The organism is Geobacillus sp. Y412MC52, from assembly GCF_000174795.2.
Classification (GTDB): Bacteria; Bacillota; Bacilli; order Bacillales; family Anoxybacillaceae; genus Geobacillus; species Geobacillus thermoleovorans.
Genome location: NC_014915.1, coordinates 1329127 through 1348712 on the forward strand (window position 1 = coordinate 1329127; position 19586 = coordinate 1348712).

12 protein-coding genes, 1 tRNA gene and 1 pseudogene are annotated in these 19586 nt (G+C 47.6%); 13 read left to right on the top strand and 1 reads right to left on the bottom strand.

Annotation, left to right across the window (positions count from 1 at the left end):
- Positions 1–426: 426 nt before the first annotated feature.
- The 3 genes from GYMC52_RS06660 (at position 427) to GYMC52_RS20330 (ending at position 2352) form a co-directional block, all read left to right on the top strand.
- Positions 427–1587 (top strand): helix-turn-helix domain-containing protein, encoded by a 1161-nt coding sequence (locus GYMC52_RS06660; protein ID WP_013145641.1) that lies wholly within the window; start codon positions 427–429, stop codon positions 1585–1587.
- Positions 1588–1600: 13 nt separating this feature from the next.
- Positions 1601–2092 carry a hypothetical protein gene (locus GYMC52_RS06665; RefSeq protein WP_230982746.1) on the top strand — a complete coding sequence of 164 codons (492 nt, stop codon included), beginning with the start codon at positions 1601–1603 and terminating at the stop codon, positions 2090–2092.
- An 89-nt stretch (positions 2093–2181) separates the two neighbouring features.
- The gene (locus tag GYMC52_RS20330) at positions 2182–2352 is read left to right on the top strand and encodes an SEC-C metal-binding domain-containing protein (RefSeq protein ID WP_080997845.1); all 171 of its coding nucleotides are present in this window, start codon (positions 2182–2184) and stop codon (positions 2350–2352) included.
- Here GYMC52_RS20330 and GYMC52_RS06670 read toward each other — a convergent pair.
- On the bottom strand, positions 2333–3100 hold the full coding sequence (locus tag GYMC52_RS06670) for a DODA-type extradiol aromatic ring-opening family dioxygenase (RefSeq protein WP_013523485.1): 768 nt from the start codon (positions 3098–3100) through the stop codon (positions 2333–2335). The genes GYMC52_RS20330 and GYMC52_RS06670 overlap by 20 nt on opposite strands.
- An 862-nt stretch (positions 3101–3962) precedes the next feature.
- Here GYMC52_RS06670 and GYMC52_RS06675 point away from each other — a divergent pair.
- The 10 genes and pseudogenes from GYMC52_RS06675 (at position 3963) to GYMC52_RS06720 (ending at position 19489) form a co-directional block, all read left to right on the top strand.
- Positions 3963–4035 (top strand) — tRNA-Arg (locus GYMC52_RS06675).
- 18 nt (positions 4036–4053) lie between these two features.
- Positions 4054–4194, top strand: coding sequence for a transposase (locus tag GYMC52_RS20260; protein ID WP_343203260.1), 141 nt, complete (start codon positions 4054–4056; stop codon positions 4192–4194).
- A gap of 221 nt (positions 4195–4415) precedes the next feature.
- Positions 4416–6095, top strand: coding sequence for an MrcB family domain-containing protein (locus GYMC52_RS06685; protein ID WP_013523486.1), 1680 nt, complete (start codon positions 4416–4418; stop codon positions 6093–6095).
- The gene (locus GYMC52_RS06690; protein WP_013523487.1) at positions 6064–8565 is read left to right on the top strand and encodes a restriction endonuclease-like protein; all 2502 of its coding nucleotides are present in this window, start codon (positions 6064–6066) and stop codon (positions 8563–8565) included. Before GYMC52_RS06685 ends, GYMC52_RS06690 begins: the two co-directional genes overlap by 32 nt.
- A 447-nt stretch (positions 8566–9012) precedes the next feature.
- Positions 9013–9198 (top strand): annotated as a pseudogene (locus tag GYMC52_RS06695) (IS701 family transposase); the annotation flags it as partial.
- Between the two features lie 623 nt (positions 9199–9821).
- Positions 9822–10115, top strand: a complete 294-nt coding sequence (locus tag GYMC52_RS06700; RefSeq protein ID WP_013145635.1) for a helix-turn-helix domain-containing protein — start codon at positions 9822–9824, stop codon at positions 10113–10115.
- A gap of 443 nt (positions 10116–10558) precedes the next feature.
- On the top strand, positions 10559–13804 hold the full coding sequence (locus GYMC52_RS06705; RefSeq protein ID WP_013523489.1) for a helicase-related protein: 3246 nt from the start codon (positions 10559–10561) through the stop codon (positions 13802–13804).
- Between the two features lie 5 nt (positions 13805–13809).
- Entirely contained in the window at positions 13810–14634 is an 825-nt protein-coding gene (locus tag GYMC52_RS06710; RefSeq protein WP_013523490.1) for a DUF4391 domain-containing protein, read from the top strand.
- Entirely contained in the window at positions 14585–16531 is a 1947-nt protein-coding gene (locus tag GYMC52_RS06715) for a site-specific DNA-methyltransferase (protein WP_013523491.1), read from the top strand. Before GYMC52_RS06710 ends, GYMC52_RS06715 begins: the two co-directional genes overlap by 50 nt.
- A 3-nt stretch (positions 16532–16534) precedes the next feature.
- Positions 16535–19489: a type III restriction-modification system endonuclease gene (locus GYMC52_RS06720; RefSeq protein ID WP_013523492.1), complete on the top strand. Its 2955-nt coding sequence runs from the start codon at positions 16535–16537 to the stop codon at positions 19487–19489.
- Positions 19490–19586 lie beyond the last annotated feature (97 nt).

Below are 19586 nucleotides of genomic sequence, written 5' to 3' on the forward strand. Positions count from 1 at the left end.
ACGTACTTTAGTTTAAAAAACAGCCTGCCTCCGCGCATGGAAGCGAAGGGCAGGCTTGTTGCTTAACAAAGATCCGCCGATAAGGTTAAGCTTATCTATATACATGCAACATGAAGAGTTAACCTCTCTGTTATCCTGCACACCCTAAGCGCTGCATCATTTCCTCCAAAGATCCTGTAGGCTCAACCTGCAAGCTGAGCCATGGGGGAGGAAGCTCGTTGCAGGAGAAGCCAAATGTTAATTTTTCAATGAGTATGTATATAAAAACGTTTACAAATGGTGTACAATGCTTATTCCCAAAATGGTGAAGTTGATTGATGCCAACCCGATATGATATGTTAAAAGAAAGGTTAATAAAAATTAACGTTAATATCGAATTATGGATCTATTTTGGTTAAGAATAATTAACATAAAGGGGGTGCGATGATGGAGATTAAACAAACGATCGCGAAAAATCTAAATCGGGTCAAAAACGAGTTGGGGTTGAAGAATCAAGATTTAGCCGAAGTGATGGGCGTGACGAGACAAACGATTGCCAAATATTTAAAAGGGGAACAAATTCCTGACAGTGCAAAATTATTTCTTCTGTCGCGACGCTTGAATATCCCGATGAAGGATTTGATCGTTTCTTCAGACGATCAGCGTGAACCAATGTCTTCTTTCATGTTTCGCGCGGATAACCCTAAAGAAAACTTCCGTCTGATTGATCAAAATCAAGTGAATCGGATCATGGATGATTATTATGAGCTGCTTGCCTCTTTTGGAGAGGCTAGTGTCGCTTATTTGCCCCCGACGTATAAATTAAAGCTTGTTGATCATGAGTTAACGGAGGAACATAAGACCATTATTCGACAAGCAGCGGAACAAACGAGGAAAATGTTTGGCCTTGATCATGTGATCCCAAGTGATATTTATGCGGTTTTAGAGCACCATGGTATACATGTCATCGCGTTGAAAACGATTGATAAAAAAATTGATGGTTTATCGGCTTACTCCGAGGAAAAAGGAGCTTTTATTTTCCTTAATGATCACGACGAAATACCTGAGGAACGAAAACGGTTCAGCGTCATTCACGAACTTGGCCATCTTATTTTCCATCGCGAGGAGTACCGAAGTGATCTTAGCTCTCTTACTTACAGCAGCGCAAGAAGGGAAATCAATGAAAAAGTCGCCACGTTGTTTGCAAGCTACTTTCTTATTCCTCGCGAACAGTTGCGGGAATATGCCTATTATTTTAAAAGATATGTTACCATTGAAACGATTATGGAGCTTAAACGCCAATTTTTTGTCAGCGCTGAAGCCTTCATGAGGGCTTTATTGGATGAACAATACATTTCCGGAAGGACGTACGGCTTTTTGCGAAAAACGTTGCGGGAGCAAGGGTATAAAGAGCAAGAACCTGCTCCAATCGATTATATCCCCAAAAACCGCAAATTGACCTATTTTGTGAAACAGGCGTATTTCGAGGGGAGCATTACGATTAACAAAGTATGCGAAATCCTTGGATGCGATTTGCGGACCGCTAGAGAAATGATCAAGGGATGGTATAAGGAGCATGGATGTTCGGAAAATACGGGGGCTTTATAAAAAGAGAGCGGTGGTGGACAACAATGTGTTAAACGATTTTTATGAGTTGGGCAGGATGGATTTACTGACGAGAGTGTTTGGCCGAGTGTGTGTTCCCGAGAGTATTTTGCTGAATGAGACTCCTGGCGATATCCAGAAGGCTTTGCGACAAATCGATTACGAAACGGTCTCTTTGCATACGGAAGAGGGATACGGGCTCATGTATCAGCTGTTGACAGAATGGACAGGATTGAGCGAATATGATGCAGAACTGATTGCCATTGCCGGTCAAGATATGATTTTATGCTCATCGAATGAAAAAAGGATCATGAATGCGTGTGAAAGTTACGGCATCGAGTATACGGGGACTTTAGGGATTTTATGTTGCGCGTATGAGCATCAGTTGATCGGACGGGAAGAATTCAAGGGATTGATTGACCGGTTGTTTTCCGATGAGTGCAGCTGCCACTTGCATCCGAGGTTGAAGAACCAAATTGACAAACAGTATCATTTGCAAGATGTATAGCCGTGTTGAACAAGACTAGCGTCTTTTGCATCGAAACAGAGAACGGGTTCTGTCTGAACTCTATTTAAGGATGGCTTTTCTTTGAGAACATCTCACGTCTTCCGACAAAAACTGGCCGCAACGACCTATGTCCGTGCGGCAGCGGGAAAAGTAGAAAAGTGCTGCGGGCAGTAACAACGCTGTTTTCGATCAAAGAAACAGCCCGCCCCCATGCGTTGAAACGGGGAGCGGGTTTTCCTTTTAAAATGTCACAGCCATGAGGCTTAAGCTTCCATACTGATATTCTCGGAACAACACGCGCGGCGCTTGGTCGTGATCGCCTGCGCCGTAAGCGATCCAATACGGCGCGAGGTGCTCGGGTGTGGGCACGGCTTGCTTGGCGTAGGGCGCTTTGTTCTCATAATCGAACACCTCTTCACTGTGGGCGGCTGATCGGCTGAGGAGCCAATCATCAAACGCCATGGCCCACGCGTCCGCTTCAGCGTGACCTTCCCAACGGAGCGCCATCAAATTGTGCACCGTCCCGCCGCTGCCGATGACCATCAACCCTTCGTCACGCAATGGACATAGAGCCTCACCAAGCTGGAACAATTGCATCGGCGTCCACCACGGCAAGACCGACGCTTGCACGACTGGGATGTCAGCGTTGGGAAATAGACGGTGCAACAACACCCAAGAACCGTGATCCAGCCCGCGCGTGGAATCAACGGCCACTTCCGCCACACCAGCGAGACGCTCGCGCACGCGCTCCGCCCACTCGACCGACCCGCGCGCCGGATAAACCACTTCATACAGCTCGCGCGGAAAGCCGGAAAAATCATAAATCATGTCATACGTCCCCTCAACCGCCGAAACCGTCGGTTGGCGCGTCATCCAATGCGCTGTAAAGATGACGACCGCCTGCGGGCGAATTCCTTCCCCAAGTTTGCCCAAAAACGCCGTGTACGCATTGTCTTCGATCGCCAACATCGGCGAACCGTGAGCGAGAAACAGGGCGGGGAGTCTCATCGTTCCATTCCTCCCTTGATAGTCATATTGACAGATCAACACTTTGCGGCCCGATGCCGCCTCTAGAAAGCTGGTGAAAAATTTGTTTTTTGCTTGAACCGGTGGCAGTTAATCAGAAAGGGGGACAGATCTGACAAGGCTTCCCTAATTGAAAAAAATAATGGGGATGAGCCGCCTTTTTCATTCCTCGTCGGCCTTTCTAGACGATTCGACGCAAAACAGTGTATGGGCCGCTTCCCTTGCCAATCCCCTTACCCTTAGTGTAGCATAAGCATCCTTTGCCATTCTATGCACTTGAAAAACTTTGCCTTGTTCATTTAACCTTTTAAAACAGCAAAAAATCAGTTATAATATATCCGTCCGACACGCCATAAACGGTATGCATCAACAAACATGACTATATAGATGCAATTTGAAGCTTTAACATTTGTAGCTTTTACCGAGCATTTGATCGACTGTCGGGCGACCGAACAACGCCGCTTTCAGACCCATGTATGGGTCTGTGAAGCGGGTGGTTGTTCGGTCTTCCGTCACGCCTTGGCGTGACGGAGGCAAGCCTGTGGCTTGCCTTCGACAGTCGAAAAATGGACAAGCGACTTTTCCATCAAGGATATGTTAAACTTTTTCGTTGCATCTATATAGAGCCTGCCCCCGGTTCACTGGCAACCAAACAATGAACATATTCTCAAACTGACCGCGCGTTTGATCGGTTGCACAGCGCCAAAGGCAAGGAGCGGTCTCGTTTTGATGTTTTTCCTCAAAAAAAACCGGGAACGGATCAAACAAGCGGAATTCTCGACGTCTCGAAGGGATGGAGTCTCTCCCTTAGCCATCCCAGCGCTTAGGTGTACATTCTTATCATGGCCCCGTAGCTCAGTGGATAGAGCGTCGGTTTCCTAAACCGTGCGTCGGAGGTTCGAATCCTCTCGGGGCCGCTAGTGAAAACCCTTGCGATGCCGGGGTTTTTTCTTTATCTCCCGCCATATCCGCCACAGCTCAACCCGATCGAGCGTTTGTGGAAATGGCGGAAAGATCCTGTCATGGTGAATGTGTTTCATAAAGAACGAAATGATATCATGCAAGGCTTTGATTGATTTACAGCTTATATCCATGAACATCCGGAGAAGGTGCTGCAGCGCTTGGGGTATGGGGCGTGATGAGAAGTCCACTCTTCATGTTGCATGTATATACATAAAGAACGCCTGCTCGTGACGAAAAAAGCGGCTCTCTCACTAGTTGAGAGAGCCGCTTTTTTAGTAGAATAGAAGAAAAATAGAAACGAAGAATAACATTTCTATACGAAGGAGCTATTCCCATGTCATTGCACGATCTTTTCCGCCAAGTGATGGCCATTTACGAACAAGAAAAAAGCGAAAAACTGTCAAAAGAGCGACGGTCGTTTCAGCTGGTGACACGAGCGATTCCAGAGGCGTTGAAAACATTGCCTTTCTTACCGCCTGACCGGTATGTGGTGAAAGGTTCTGTCGGTCAAGGGGTGTGGACCGACGTGCCGTGGGTGGCGGTGATGGATCAAGAGGTGACGGATTCGACGCAGCGAGGGTATTATATCGTCTACTTATTCAGTGAAGATATGCGCCGGCTCTATTTGACGCTCGCCCAAGGGGTGACGGAGACGCCGAGAGACGAAATGGAGCGGGTGAAGCGGGACATCCGCCAACTCATTCCCGCCGGAGAACGCGTGCGGACGAATGATGACATCCGTCTTGGCGAAAGCAAACGGGCGAAAGATTACGAACGGTCGGTGGCGGCGTATATCGCCTATTCGTTTGACGATCTGCCATCCGATGAACAACTTGCGCGCGACCTCGAAACGATGATCGGTTATTACCGACAGTATGTGGAGCGAACAGAACCGATGGCACCGCCCGAGCAGGCCCTTTCCTATCGGGAGGCGGTTGAGCATATTCATTCATACATATCCGCCAAAGGGTTTTACTATACGAAAGAGGAAGTGACCAACCTCTTTCTATCGTTAAAAACAAAACCGTTTGTCATCCTGTCCGGCATTTCCGGAACGGGGAAAACGAAAATTGTTCAATGGCTCGCCGAGAGCGTCGGCGCGACGGAAGACAACGGCCGCTTCACCTTCATTCCCGTCCGCCCGGATTGGCACGACGGTTCGGATTTGCTTGGCTATGTCGACATTAAAGGCGATTTCAAGCCCGGGCCGCTCACCAACGTCATCATCGAAGCGGGGAAGCATCCGGACAAGCCGTATTTCGTCGTGTTGGACGAGATGAACCTCGCCCGCGTTGAGCATTATTTCAGCGATGTCTTAAGCGTCATGGAAAGCCGCCGCTGGGAAGACGGGCGCATCACCTCGTCACGGTTGCTGCCGAGAGAAACAGCAGGGTGCGATCTCGTTCTCCCGCCGAACGTCTACATCATCGGCACGGTCAACATGGACGAGACGACCCACCCCTTCAGCAAAAAAGTGCTCGACCGGGCGAACACGATTGAATTCAACCGCGTCCAGCTCGACCATCTCGATTTTTTGCGCGACTTGCCGACCGTCGCGCCCCTGTCAGTCGGACAGGAGCTGTTCGCGGCGCGGTATTTGCATTTGAAAGATGTGTACGCACGCTGCCCAGAGCTTGTTGAAACGGTGACGAAACAGCTCGTGGAGATCAACCGCATCCTCGCGCCGCTTGGCGCGCATATCGGTTACCGCGTCCGCGATGAAATTTGTTTCTACCTTGCGTATAACGAAGAAGGAAAGCTGATGGAATTTGACAAGGCGTTCGACTATTGCCTGATGCAAAAAATTTTGCCGCGCCTTTCGGGAAGCGACATGCGGCTCGAAACAGCGCTCAAGCAGCTGTTTGTCCTGTGCGCCGGCTTTGAACCGGACGGTGAATACGGCGGCGTGCTTGATGTTTCGTATGCCCGTTATCCAAAAAGTGCGGAGAAAATTTGGCAGATGCTGCGGAGGTTAGAGGACGATGGCTTCACTTCGTTCTGGCTCGGGGCGTGACGACTATGAGCTCGTCCATATCGAAACGAAACAGCTCACGCTCGTGATCAAAGGAAAGCCGTACCACGAACAATACGAAAGTCTCCAGCAGTACCGCCGCCTCGATTTCCACGAGACGATGGAGTTTTTCGCGAGCGGCGAAGAGGTGCGAAGCGTCAAACTGTTCGACGTTGACGCGGGCGAGCTTGTCGACTGGTCGGGCGGCCACCGCCCGATTTTCTTTGAAAACGGCGTCTATCAGCTGCTTGTCGTTCCGAAAACCGACCGGGTTCTCTCGTTTTACCACGAATCACCGGCGCTGAGAAACGCCATCAGCCTTGTGGACATCGGCGGCCAAGCGGTGTTGATGGGCAATCTCCATTTCCCAAATGAAGTCGGGCTGTCGACATTCGAAATCCGCGACGGCAGCCGTTCCATTTTGGACGTGACGATCGAAGTATTTCCGACGAAGCTGACATATAAACAAGACTACCAAATCCTTCTTGACGAAGTAAGCGAAGAAATCTACAACTTGGCGTTTCACTTCATCAAGCGCACGTACCAGCGGGCGAGGGCGAAGCGGGACGGCGCTCCGTCAAGAAGTGAATTTTTCCGGCTCATGGAAGCACATATCGGCGACTTTTTGCATGCCATTCGGCATATTGAGCGGCAGCCGCACCATCAACTGTCGACCGTCCATGTGAGGGTGCGCGGCGACCAGCTCGGCCGTTTGGATGCGGCAGGAAGAAACGATTTGCGCAAGCGGCCTCAAGTGTTCCGTGACGTCAAGCGCGGCATCGACATCGGAAGTCGAACCGTCATGCCGCGATCGGGGCTCAAAGCGAAAAAAGAACTGACGTACGACACGCTCGAAAACCGGTTCGTCAAATGGATGATGACGCGCCTTGTCGAGAAGCTGCTCGATTTGTTCGAACACGTGCAAGGGAAACAAAAACGGTACGAAACAGAACCGGATCCGGATTTGCTGGAGCGCATCCAATCGATGATCCGCGCGCTCGAAAACCGGCTTCGTCACTCCTTTTGGCGGCCGATCGGGCGGCTTGACCGCTCCGTCATGAGCCTCGTCCTGCAAATGGCGCCCGGGTACCGCGACGCCTATCAGCTGTTTCTCATCATCACCCGCGGCCTCGCCTTGCAAGGGAAGCTGTACCGAATGTCCGTAAAAGACGTCGCCACGTTGTACGAGTATTGGACGTTTTTGAAGCTCGGGCAGCTCCTCGGGAAAAAATACAAACTCATCAGCCAAAATGTCATCCAAGTGAACCGCTTAGGGCTGTTCGTCAATCTCGAAAAAAACCGCTCCGCTAAGCGGGTGTACGAACACCCATACACCGGAGAGCGAATCACGCTGACCTATCAGCCGTACGAAGGAAGGCTGCCGACCGTCCCCCAAATGCCTGACACGGTTCTGGCGATTGAAAAGAAGGGAAAAGACTATACATTCAACTACATTTTCGACGCCAAATACCGTCTGGACTTCGCCGTTTCGGGCAGCTCATACGAAAAACGGTACGGAATGCCGGGTCCGATGGAAGACGACATCAACACGATGCACCGCTACCGCGATTCACTTGTCGCCCGCCGCGGCGGCCCATACGAGCGCACCGCCTTTGGCGCCTACGTGCTGTTCCCGTGGCATGACGAGGACAGCTACCAAGAGCACCCGCTGTACAAAAGCATCAACGACGTCAACATCGGCGGCCTGCCGTTTCTGCCGAACGCCACTCGCCTCGTCGAGCAGTTCATCGAGCGGCTGATTGAAAAGAATCCCGAAGAACTGCAACACGAAGGCATTTTGCCGCAAGGGATCATCGAAGAATGGCGGTCGGCGTTCGATGAGCATGTGCTTGTCGGCATGGTGCCAAGCGCGCGGCATTACGAAGTCTACCGAAAACACCGCTTCTACCATATCCCGGTGAAGCAGCTGAAAAAAGGCTGGCAAGACGCGCGCTACATCGCCCTTTACCCGAAGCGGGGAGCCGCCCCGCAAAACGGGGTCACGTGCTTCGGCAAAATCGCCGACGTGAACATCGTCAAACGCTCGGCCATCGCCGAGCTGCCAAAACGAAGCGATGAGGAATACGTTCGCTTCGAAGTCGAACACTGGCAGCCTCTGAAAAACGTCATCCGCCCGGTCGGCTACGGCATCGCCGTCTATGCGATGACGACGCTCAACATGCTCAAACAGGCGAAAGAACTGCCCGAACTGTTCATGAAATCGAAGGACGAAATCGCCCTTTGGCGCTTGCTGCGGCGGCTGTCCGACCGCATCCGCTTCGACCTTGACGCCCGCTACTTGGATCAGGCGTCCAAGATCACCGCGTACCGCGTCAAAAACTTGTTCATCCGCCTCGAAGACGATCGGCTCATGATCACGAACGGCACGAAGCACAAAACGATCCCCGCCGAACTGCTCCGCAAGCAGCCATCGGCCGTGTTTCGCGAAGTGGTGGGGATGATGGGGGAGTGAATGATGGATGACCATGCAGGTATGACCGAAAAACAAGGTCGCACCTCCATGAACAAGTCATGTGCATGATGATCCATGTCTGTTTCAATAAATTTTGACATAGTTTTCCGGAATGTTTTAGCAACTGTAGATGAGCAAATTCACCAACATACAATGACAACCAAACAAAAAGGAGACATGAACCAGACCAGGATGCCGCATTGAGCGGGTCGAATACCGAGAGGAGTAACCAAACAAAAAGGAGACATGAACCAGACTCCTTGGGTAAAATAGATGTGCTCGAAACCCATTCACATAAGGGGGTTCATGTCTCATGAATCGTTGAGCACATCACCTAGGAATTGACAAGGTTTCTTCACGTTGGGGTTGCCGCCGCCGCTTTCCAAACCGGTCATCAAGCACCTCGTTCATATCGTCGATGTCTTGACCGGCGAAAGACCAGCTGAAGATGGATACCGCGTTCGCCACATTCGGGCGGTGAAACGGTATTGGGTCGTGGTGCTCTTGGCCTGCGTGTACGGCATCGCCGAATCCCGACAAAACCTCTCCGCCGGGCTGGAGCTTCTTCGGTCGCGGAAAGACCACAGCGTCGTCGAGTTCATTGATGACGCCAAGACATTCCCATTGGTGTGATTAAAAAAACAGCTCCGTATCGCATAAGAGGTGTCCTGTTTGTCTTTCTAACAATAAGAAATTACTGTAACGAAAAAGGCTCATCTACAGTTATAAATGATTGCATGTAAGTAGCATAAATGCTATCATTGTGTATAATAATAATTTGGTAAAGGGTAGAGAATATTGTTTGAGGTAATATACACAGGGAATGTAAAGGAATTTGAAGATCATCTATTGAGTAAAGCCGAGCAAGAACTTAGACAAAAAGGTCGTCCGGGTATATGGTGTCATGTTGCTGATGTATATGCAAGGCAACTTATGATTATTCAACATAATCCATATCCTTCTGATCCGGAGGACAACAGCTTTCCGGATGATATAACCCCTCCGTCATTGAAACATCTTAGCATGAATACTCGTTATGATCATTTTTACAGATGGGGTATAAGAGGTGGAAGAACTGGAAATCACAGAATTATATTTGCGATTCACAATTTTTCAAAAGTCATATTACTTCATTATTTTGACAAGCAGTATAACGGAGCGATAAGACGAGAGGATATTGTGCCGGCTGAATCAGCATATGAAAGTTATTGCGCTTTCGACCCTTGCCTTTATTAATGGACTGGGAGGGAAAAACAATGAGTGATTTTTTTAAGAAATATGCAGCAATTCGAGGTGAGCAGCATGTTCAAAAAATTCAATTGGAAGGAACTATAGCTGCACAGATCAAAACAAGACGGAAGCAGCTGAATATGTCTCAACAGGAACTTGCAGACCGTATTGGAGTTCCAAAATCCACGATTGGGAGAATTGAAGCGGGACTTACAAGTCCTAGGGTAGAGACGCTTTTTAAAATTTCGCAGGCATTGAATACTCCTTTCATCATTGATGGTACAAGTAGACAGGATCATAACCTAAATGTTCAAGTTTAGCGCATAATAGGTAAATCGATGAGTTCTTTGATAAACTGAGAGTACATGCGAATTTTCCTCCGATGATTTGGTTCCGTCTCCTTTACCATACGGGAAAATTCGCATTTTTTGTACCCTCTATTTTCCCTATGCACACCTATCTTACCTTAAATGATCAAGTACAACTTGTGGTGAAGAGCCGGAAAAGCTTAACCATTCGTTTTTTGCACCCTCCCGACCAAAATCGGGAGGATTTTTTTGCGCCCATCGTCGATGGAGAATGCTGGATCTCTTGCGCCTTGACGTCGAATTCGATCAACTCGTTCCTAGATCGAAACAGAGCCCTTGTTCTGAAGAAGTGTCTATGATAATCAATCTATAGTTTCGACAAATTTCAACAACATCCCACAAGTTGTTTTAGTAAAATAAAACCATAAAGAAAAGGGACAAGGAGCCATTGGTGCATGAAGACAAAAGGGATGATTGACAACAGACAAAACGGCCTAGTCGGCGATGCGTTGAAAGCGCATATCACAAAAGGCAGCAAACTATCGATTGCAGCGGCCCATTTTACGTTATATGCGTTTGCAGAGTTGAAAAAAGAACTGGCGCAAATCGATGAATTTCGCTTTATTTTCACAGAGCCTGCCTTTGTGCGCGGTGATCGTTCATTCAATGAATGGATGAAGAAAAACGAAGCGACGCTGTATGGAGTAGAAGAAGAACGAAAATACAAAATCGAACTTAACCAAGCATACATAGCAAGGGAACTGGCGAAATGGCTGAAACAGAAAGCAAGGGTGAAATCGGTCGTCAATCAGCGCATTCAAGGCAGCATATATCATGTGCGAAATGAGGATGGGTCACAAATCGGCTTGATCGGCGGGGCGCCGTTTTCCAGTCCGGGGCTCGGCTACAGCAGCTCCCCCCATTTTTATTTTGCTCATATAATGGATGATCGAGATTCCAGCGCCCAGCTGCTTCGCCAGTTTGAGGCGATTTGGCAAGATGAACAGGCGCTGCAAGATGTGAAAGATGAAATTTTGCGGCGCTTGGAAGTCATGTATCAAGAACATCCGCCAGAGTTTATTTACTTTGTCACACTTTATTACTTATTCAAAGATTTTTTAAAAGAAGCGACAAACTACGAAACGTTGCAGACGAGAACTGGTTTCCAAAATACGGTGATTTGGAACAAACTTTATGACTTTCAGCGCGATGGGGTCCTTGGGGCTATCAATAAAATTGAAACGTACGGGGGCTGCATCATCGCCGACAGTGTCGGGCTTGGAAAAACGTTCGAAGCGTTGGCGGTGATCAAATATTACGAATTGCGCAACCATCGCGTTCTCGTATTGGCGCCGAAAAAATTGCGGGAAAACTGGGCCATCTACCGTTTAAATGATAAGCGAAACATTTTAGCCGCAGACCGCTTTTCGTATGACTTGCTCAACCATACCGACTTATCGCGTGAGCGCGGCTACAGCGGCGATATTAATTTGGAACATGTGAATTGGGGAAATTATGATTTAGTTGTTATCGACGAGTCGCACAACTTTCGCAACAACGATCCGCGCAATGACCGGGTGACGAGATATTCCCGCTTGATGAACGATATTATGAAAGCGGGGGTGAAAACGAAGGTATTGATGCTTTCCGCCACCCCCGTCAACAACAAGCTGGATGACTTGAAAAATCAAATTGCCTTTATTACAGAAGGAAATGACAAGGCATTGGCGGAAACGGCAAACATCAAAAGCATCAGCCAGACGATTCGCCGCGCCCAGTCGCAGTTTAACAAATGGAGCCAGCTTCCCGAAGAAGAGCGGACGACCGAGCGGTTGTTGGATATGCTCGATTGGGATTATTTTGCTTTGCTTGATTCGCTGACAATCGCCCGTTCGCGCCGCCATATCGAAAAATATTACAATGTGGATGCCATCGGGCCGTTTCCCACGCGTCTAAAGCCGATCAATCTGAAAGAAAAAATCGACAGCAAAGATGAGTTTCCGCCGCTTGAGAAAATCAATAACGACATCTTGCGGCTTCGGATGGCGGTCTATTCGCCGATGCAATACATTTTGCCGAACAAAAAAGCGGACTATAGCGAAAAATACGACACAAAGGTCGCAAACGGCAGAGTGTTTAAGCAAACCGACCGCGAGCACAACCTTGTTTACTTAATGAAGTCGAATTTGCTGAAGCGGTTGGAAAGCAGCGTTCATTCGTTTTCTTTGACATTGCAAAACATTATCCAGCAAATCGACGAACATGTTGAGAAAATCAACCGTTGCGATGGAAGTTCCGGGACAATTGGAGAGATGGACGGGATCGACGCGGAAGATCCGGAATTGGAAGAGGCGTTGATCGGATCGAAAGTCAAAATCTTTTTGAAAGACATGGATTTGATCCGTTGGAAACAAGATTTGTTATACGACCGGGAGATTTTGCTGAGGCTGCTTCACCAGGCGCGGAACGTAACGCCGGATCGCGATCAGAAGCTGTTGGCGTTGAAACGATTGATCGAACATAAAATCAAGCACCCGATTAACGATCAGAACAAAAAACTGCTCATTTTCACCGCTTTTGCCGATACGGCGAAATACTTATACGAGAATTTGCATCAATGGGTGCAAAACCAATTTGGCTTGCACTGCGCGGTCGTGACGGGCGCTGATCGGCCGAAAACAACATTGAAGATGAAGAAAGTCGATTTCAATCATGTGTTGATGAACTTTTCGCCCGTCTCGAAAGAGCGGGGTAAAGTGATGCCGGAAATGAAAGACGAAATCGACATCCTCATCGCCACGGACTGTATTTCCGAAGGACAGAACTTGCAAGACTGCGATTATCTTGTCAACTATGACATCCATTGGAACCCGGTCCGCATCATCCAGCGGTTCGGCCGCATCGACCGGATCGGCAGCAAAAACAAACAGATCCAGCTCGTAAACTTCTGGCCATCAATCGAGCTTGACGAATACATTCAGCTCGTCAATCGGGTCAAAGGCCGAATGACGATCCTGGATATTTCATCGACCGGGGAAGAAAACGTCATTGCCGACAACAGCAACGAAATGAATGACTTGGAATACCGCCGCAAACAGCTGGAAAAATTGCAAAATGAAGTCATCGACTTAGAGGACATTTCCGGAAATATCTCGCTGACGGATTTTACACTCGACGACTTCCGAATGGACTTGTTGAATTTCATGAAGGAACATAAGGAAGAGCTCGAGCGGGCCCCGCTCGGACTGTTCAGCATTGTCGCGAATCAAAATGAAAAACTGAAAGACGAAATTCAGCCGGGCGTCATTTTCTGCCTGAAACAAACGGCGCCGATGGCATCGGCGCATGAACAAAACGCGCTTTATCCGTATTACTTAGTGTACGTGCGGGAAGACGGCACGGTGTTGTATAACCATGTCCACGTAAAGAAAGTGTTGGATTTATACCGGTCGCTTTGCAACGGCAAAAAAGACGTTGAATGGGGCTTGTACAAGGCGTTTTATCAAGAGACGAAAAACGGAAAAGACATGGGGCAATACAAGGCGCTGCTGGAAAAAGCGGTGGAAGAGATCGTCGGCAAGATGGACCAGCAATTGATGCTCAACATCTTCAGCCTTGGGAACTTGGACGCCTTCGTGACGAACGCCAACACGAGTTTGCAAGATTTTGAGATCGTTTCGTATTTGATCATTAAAGGGTGAGGATCATGGCCGCATCCGCGTTTTATGCTACAATAGGGCTGGACGAACGCGTCCGCCCGTTGCATAAAAAGCTCGATAAAAAAATGTTTTACGATTATGCGGATTTGACGAAAAAAGAAAAGGACTATATGACGAAAGACATCGAGCGGATCGAACTGACGTACTTGTTGACCTCAGGGATCATCAATATTCAGCCGTTCGTCAACGACGACTACCATTACGAAGGGGTTATGTTTATCACCGTTCGGCTGCGCCCGGAATCGAAGGATGCGCACGTTTCCGTGATCGGGGAGATCATCCAAAAAACAGTGCCCAACCCAACCGTTATCGTGTTTGAAAAAGAAGGAAACGTTCGAATTGGAACATGCCGCAAGCGACTGAACAAAAACGACCGGACTAAAGTCGTAGCGGAAGAATGGGCGTATACCCCGTGGTTTTCACTCGATCATGCTGACGAGACGGTCAAGCAGTTTCTTCGCGCCGTCCATATGACGAAGCTGTCGTTCGCCAACTTTTTTCGGTTTTATCAAGACATCCATCTGGCGGTGCAGGCGTTCCAGCACGCCAAAGCGATCGGCGCCTTTTACATCGCCGCTGATGAACAATCCAAACAGCTCGTCGCGCAAATCGAACAGGCGGAAGTCGAGATCGCAAAATGGAAAAACGAAATCAAAAAAGAAACGCAGTTTAATCGAAAAGTCGAATACCATCTAAAAATTCAGCAGCTGACCAAACAAATCGAACAATGGAAGCAACAATTGCGCGGAAAGGAGCAGCACGATGGAGAAACTGGATGGAAAATCGCTCGACCTTGTCAAAACAAACATTGAAGCGTTAAAGCAACTATTCCCAGAAGTTGTCACGGAGGGGAAAATCGATTTTGACAAATTGAAGCTTGTTCTCGGCGAAGAGATCGAAACGCGCAACGAAAAGTACGAATTCACCTGGCACGGCAAAACACAAGCGATGAAACTCGCCCAAACGCCGTCCACTGGCACCTTGCGGCCGGACAAAGCATCAAGCAAAAACTGGGAGACAACGGAGAACTTGTACATTGAAGGCGACAACTTGGAAGTGCTGAAGCTGTTGCAAAAATCGTATTTCGGCAAAATCAAAATGATTTACATCGACCCGCCGTACAATACGGGGAAGGATTTTGTGTATAAAGATGATTTTCACGATAACATTAAAAATTATAAAGAAATAACTCAACAAATGGCAAAGGCTAATACGGAGACGAATGGTAGATTCCATACAGATTGGTTGAATATGATGTATCCGAGATTGAAATTAGCAAGGAATTTATTAAGAGAGGATGGCGTTATTTTAGTATCCATTGATGATGTTGAATATGCAAATTTAAAAAAGATTTTGGACGAAGTATTTGGACAAGAAAATTTTGTAGGTAGTTTTATTTGGAGTGCAGGAAGAAAAAACGATTCTAAATATATATCAATCTCACATGAATATATTCTTTGTTACTTTAAAAATATGGAATTTGTAAGAGAACGTGAAATTGTATGGCGAGAGAAAAAAGAAGGGCTGAAAGAAATATATGATACTGCTCAAAAGCTACTAAAGGAATGTAATGAAGATTATAAATTAGCTTCTAGGTTATTAAAGGAATGGTATAATTCACTGCCAGATAATCATCCTTCCAAACAACATAAACATTATAATTGTGTTGATGAGAGAGGTGTGTATTTTCCTTCAGACTTGTCTAAACCAGAAGCAAATGGTGCAAGATATGAAATTTTGCATCCTGTTACTAATAAACCTGTTAAACAGCCAGCAGGTGGCTGGAGATATATGAATAAAGAAAAAATGTTAGAGTTAATAAATAACAACCGTATTCATTTTGGAGAGGATGAAACCACTATACCATGTTACAAACGTTACTTATTTGAAAGTGAGTACCAAGTCCCATACAGTGTTTTTTATCAGGATAATAGAAGCGCTTCAAAGAGATTGAAAGATTTATTTGGAAAAAAAGTATTCGATTTCCCTAAAGATGAAAATATAATAAAAAAATTAATTAGTATTGCTTCATATGCCCAAGAAGGTGCAAATAGTTCGACTAATGATATCATTTTAGATTTCTTCTCCGGCTCCGCCACAACTGCCCATGCGGTGATGCAGTTGAACGCCGAAGACGGCGGCAATCGCAAGTTTATTATGGTCCAGCTGCCGGAAAAAACGGATGAAACGTCTGATGCGTACAAAGCGGGCTATAAAAACATTTGCGAAATCGGGAAAGAACGCATCCGCCGTGCAGGGGAGAAGATCGTTCAAGAAACCGGAAAGACCGATTTGGATATCGGTTTTAAAGTGTTTAAGCTCGATTCTTCCAATATCAAAGAATGGGATCCGGACTTTGACAACCTCGAACAAACGCTTTTCGATTTGCAGAACAACATTAAGGAAGATCGGACGAAAGAAGACTTGTTGTATGAGATTTTGTTGAAAATCGGGTTGCCGTTGACGGTGCCGATTGAGGAAATCGACTGCCGCGGCAAAACGATTTACAACGTCGCCTACGGTTCTGTGTTGGTCTGCCTAGAAGATGAGATTGACCTTGACCTTGTTCAGGAGATGTTGAACTACCGGTCCGAGCATTTGCCGCCAAAAGTCATTTTTAAAGAATCCGGCTTTATGAGCGACGCGGTGAAAACGAATGCCTTGCAAACGTTGAAAAAGCACGGCATCACGGATGTTAGGAGTGTCTAACCGATGAAGCTGAAGTTTAACGCGGATTTGGACTACCAACGGCGCGCGGTGGAGTCGGTGGTGCATATTTTCAAAGGACAGGAACTGAGCCAGTCGAACTTCACCGTTTCGTACGGCCCTGATGCGGGAATGCTTCAAACGGACTTGGGCGTCGGGAATCGGCTTGACCTGACGCCTGAGGAAATTTTAAAAAACGTCCAAGACATCCAGGTGAGAAACGGCCTGCCACGCAGCGAGCGGCTCGATGGCATGCATTTTACGATTGAAATGGAAACAGGGACGGGGAAGACGTACGTATATTTGCGGACGATTTATGAGCTCCATAAGCATTACGGGTTTACGAAATTTGTCATCGTCGTCCCGTCGGTTGCGATTCGCGAAGGGGTGTACAAGTCGCTGCAAATCACCCGCGACCATTTCGATGAACTGTACGACCGCACTCCGGCGGAATATTTTATTTACGATTCGCAAAAGCTTGACCAAGTGCGCAATTTTGCGACGGCGACAACGATTCAAATTATGATCATCAATATCGATGCGTTTCGCAAAAGCTTCGAAGATCCGGAAAAGGAGGATAAGGCGAACGTCATTCATCGGCCAAACGATCGTTTAAATGGGTACCGCCCGATTGAGTTTATCCGACAGACGAATCCGATTGTCATCATCGATGAACCGCAAAGCGTCGATACGACGCCGAAGTCGAAGGAGGCGATCGCGTCGCTGAACCCGCTTTGCACGCTGCGCTACTCGGCGACGCATGTGGACAAGTATCATATGGTGTACCGCCTTGATGCGGTTGACGCCTATAATCAAAAGCTGGTGAAAAAAATCGAAGTCATGTCCGTCCGCTCTGAACCGTCGTTCAATGTGCCGTACATCAAACTCGTTGAGGTGAAAGAGCGGAAAGCGAAACTTGAGCTCGATGTCGAGTCGCGCGGGAAGATCAAACGGACGACGAAAACGGTCAAATACGGCGATGACTTGTATGACGTTTCGGGGGAGCGCGAACTGTACCGCGGCTATATCGTCGAGCAAATCGATTGGACGGAAGGAAATGAAGCGGTTGAAATCAACGGCTATCGACTCAGGGTGGGCGACGCGATTGGAGATGTCGATGACGATGCCATCAAGCGGTATCAAATCCGCAAAACGATTGAAGAACATTTAAATAAGGAATTGTGGCTCCGCCCGCGCGGGATTAAAGTATTAAGTCTGTTCTTCATCGACAAAGTCGCTCATTACCGTGATTATGATCAAAACGGCAATCCAATCAAAGGAAAATATGCGTCGATGTTTGAGGAAGAGTATCGGAACTTAATGCAAAAGCCGAAATACCGTCCGCTCTGGGACGACCCGGGCATTGACCAAGATATCGAGAAGGTGCATAATGGCTATTTTGCTCAAGATAAAAAAGGACGGTTGAAAGATACGAAAGGGAATACAGAGGCGGATACGGATGTATACAATCTCATTATGAGGGACAAAGAACGGCTGCTCAGCCTCGATGAGCCGCTCCGCTTCATTTTCTCCCATTCTGCGCTCCGTGAAGGATGGGACAACCCGAACGTCTTCCAAATTTGCACGTTGAAAGACTCGTCCGGCACGTATGTATCCAGACGCCAAGAAATCGGGCGCGGATTGCGGCTGGCCGTCGATCAAAACGGAGAGCGGGTGCATGACGATCATATCAACATATTGACGGTTATGGCGAATGAGTCATATGAAGAATTCGTCGCTACGTTGCAAAAAGAGATTGAAGAGGATACGGGCATCCAGTTCGGCAAAATCGAAAAACATGTATTTGCCAAACTCGTTTATGTGGATGAGGCGACGGACGAGCCGGTGCAAATGGGTTATGATTTATCATTGAAGCTGTATGAGGAATTAAAACAAAACGGCTATATTGACAAACAGGGCAAAGCAACGGAAAAACTCAAACGAGCCATTGAAAACTATGATCTCCATCTGAGCGATGAATTCCAGCCCTGGCGATCGTCCATCGTGAAAGAGATCAAACGCCATTTGCAAGCATTGCCGATCAAAGATGGGACGAAAAAGAAAAAAGTCCATGTCAATATGGCAGTCCTTAATCAAGAGGAGTTCAGGCGGCTGTGGGATAAAATCAAATACAAAACCGTCTATTCCGTTGATTTTGACAGCGAACAGCTCATTGACCTGTGCATTGCCGCCATTCAGGAAATGAGGCCGATTGAGAAAATCCGCATTGTCAGCCGAAAAGGACGGGTGGAAATCGACCATGTGACAGGCGTGCAGGCGCAAACGATCAGCGAAAAAGTGGAAGATTACGTGAGCTTGCACCATACGCTCCCGGATGTTGTCACCGAGCTGCAAAACCGGACGAATTTAACGCGGAAGACGATCGTGCGCATTTTGACCGGCTGCAAGCGGCTCGATGATTTCAAAAACAATCCGCAAAAGTTTATTGAAGAAGTGGCGAACATCATCCAGCGCCAAATGAGGCTGTTGCTGAAAGATGGCGTGAAATATTACAAAATTGGTGATGATGCGTATTACGCGGTCGAACTGTTCCAAAACGAAGAGCTGCTCGCCTATTTGAACGACAACGCCATCCCGAGCGAAAAATCGCCGTTTGACCATATCCTTTACGATTCCGATGTGGAAGAGCGGTTCGCCAAACGTTTTGAACACGATGAGAACGTAAAAGTGTACGTCAAACTGCCGAGTTGGTTTAAAATTGACACACCGATCGGCTCCTACAATCCCGACTGGGCGCTTGTCATCGAAAAGGATGGAGAGGAAAAACTGTACTTCGTCCTCGAGACGAAAGGACAGGAATGGGAGGACGAACTGCGTCCCGGTGAAGCAGCGAAAATTGCCTTCGCCCGCAAACACTTTCAAGCCCTTGGAACGGACGTGGAATTCATCGGACCAGAGAATGATGTCGAGCGGTTTATGCTGCGAGCCTTAAGCCGTTGAAGGTGGGGACAAAACAGAAGCCGAGCGGGCTTCTGCTTTGTCTTAGCATCACATTATGAATCGACCCGGTTGAATGCAAAATCTTTGAGACATCCAA

Bases quoted from the DNA above. Each gene is read 5' to 3' on its own strand.
- GYMC52_RS06660 (WP_013145641.1), top strand. From the start codon at position 427: ATGGAGATTAAACAAACGATCGCGAAAAATCTAAATCGGGTCAAAAAC.
- GYMC52_RS06670 (WP_013523485.1), bottom strand. From the start codon at position 3,100: ATGAGACTCCCCGCCCTGTTTCTCGCTCACGGTTCGCCGATGTTGGCG.
- GYMC52_RS20260 (WP_343203260.1), top strand. From the start codon at position 4,054: ATGCCGGGGTTTTTTCTTTATCTCCCGCCATATCCGCCACAGCTCAAC.
- GYMC52_RS06685 (WP_013523486.1), top strand. From the start codon at position 4,416: ATGTCATTGCACGATCTTTTCCGCCAAGTGATGGCCATTTACGAACAA.
- GYMC52_RS06690 (WP_013523487.1), top strand. From the start codon at position 6,064: ATGGCTTCACTTCGTTCTGGCTCGGGGCGTGACGACTATGAGCTCGTC.
- GYMC52_RS06700 (WP_013145635.1), top strand. From the start codon at position 9,822: ATGAGTGATTTTTTTAAGAAATATGCAGCAATTCGAGGTGAGCAGCAT.
- GYMC52_RS06705 (WP_013523489.1), top strand. From the start codon at position 10,559: ATGAAGACAAAAGGGATGATTGACAACAGACAAAACGGCCTAGTCGGC.
- GYMC52_RS06710 (WP_013523490.1), top strand. From the start codon at position 13,810: ATGGCCGCATCCGCGTTTTATGCTACAATAGGGCTGGACGAACGCGTC.
- GYMC52_RS06715 (WP_013523491.1), top strand. From the start codon at position 14,585: ATGGAGAAACTGGATGGAAAATCGCTCGACCTTGTCAAAACAAACATT.
- GYMC52_RS06720 (WP_013523492.1), top strand. From the start codon at position 16,535: ATGAAGCTGAAGTTTAACGCGGATTTGGACTACCAACGGCGCGCGGTG.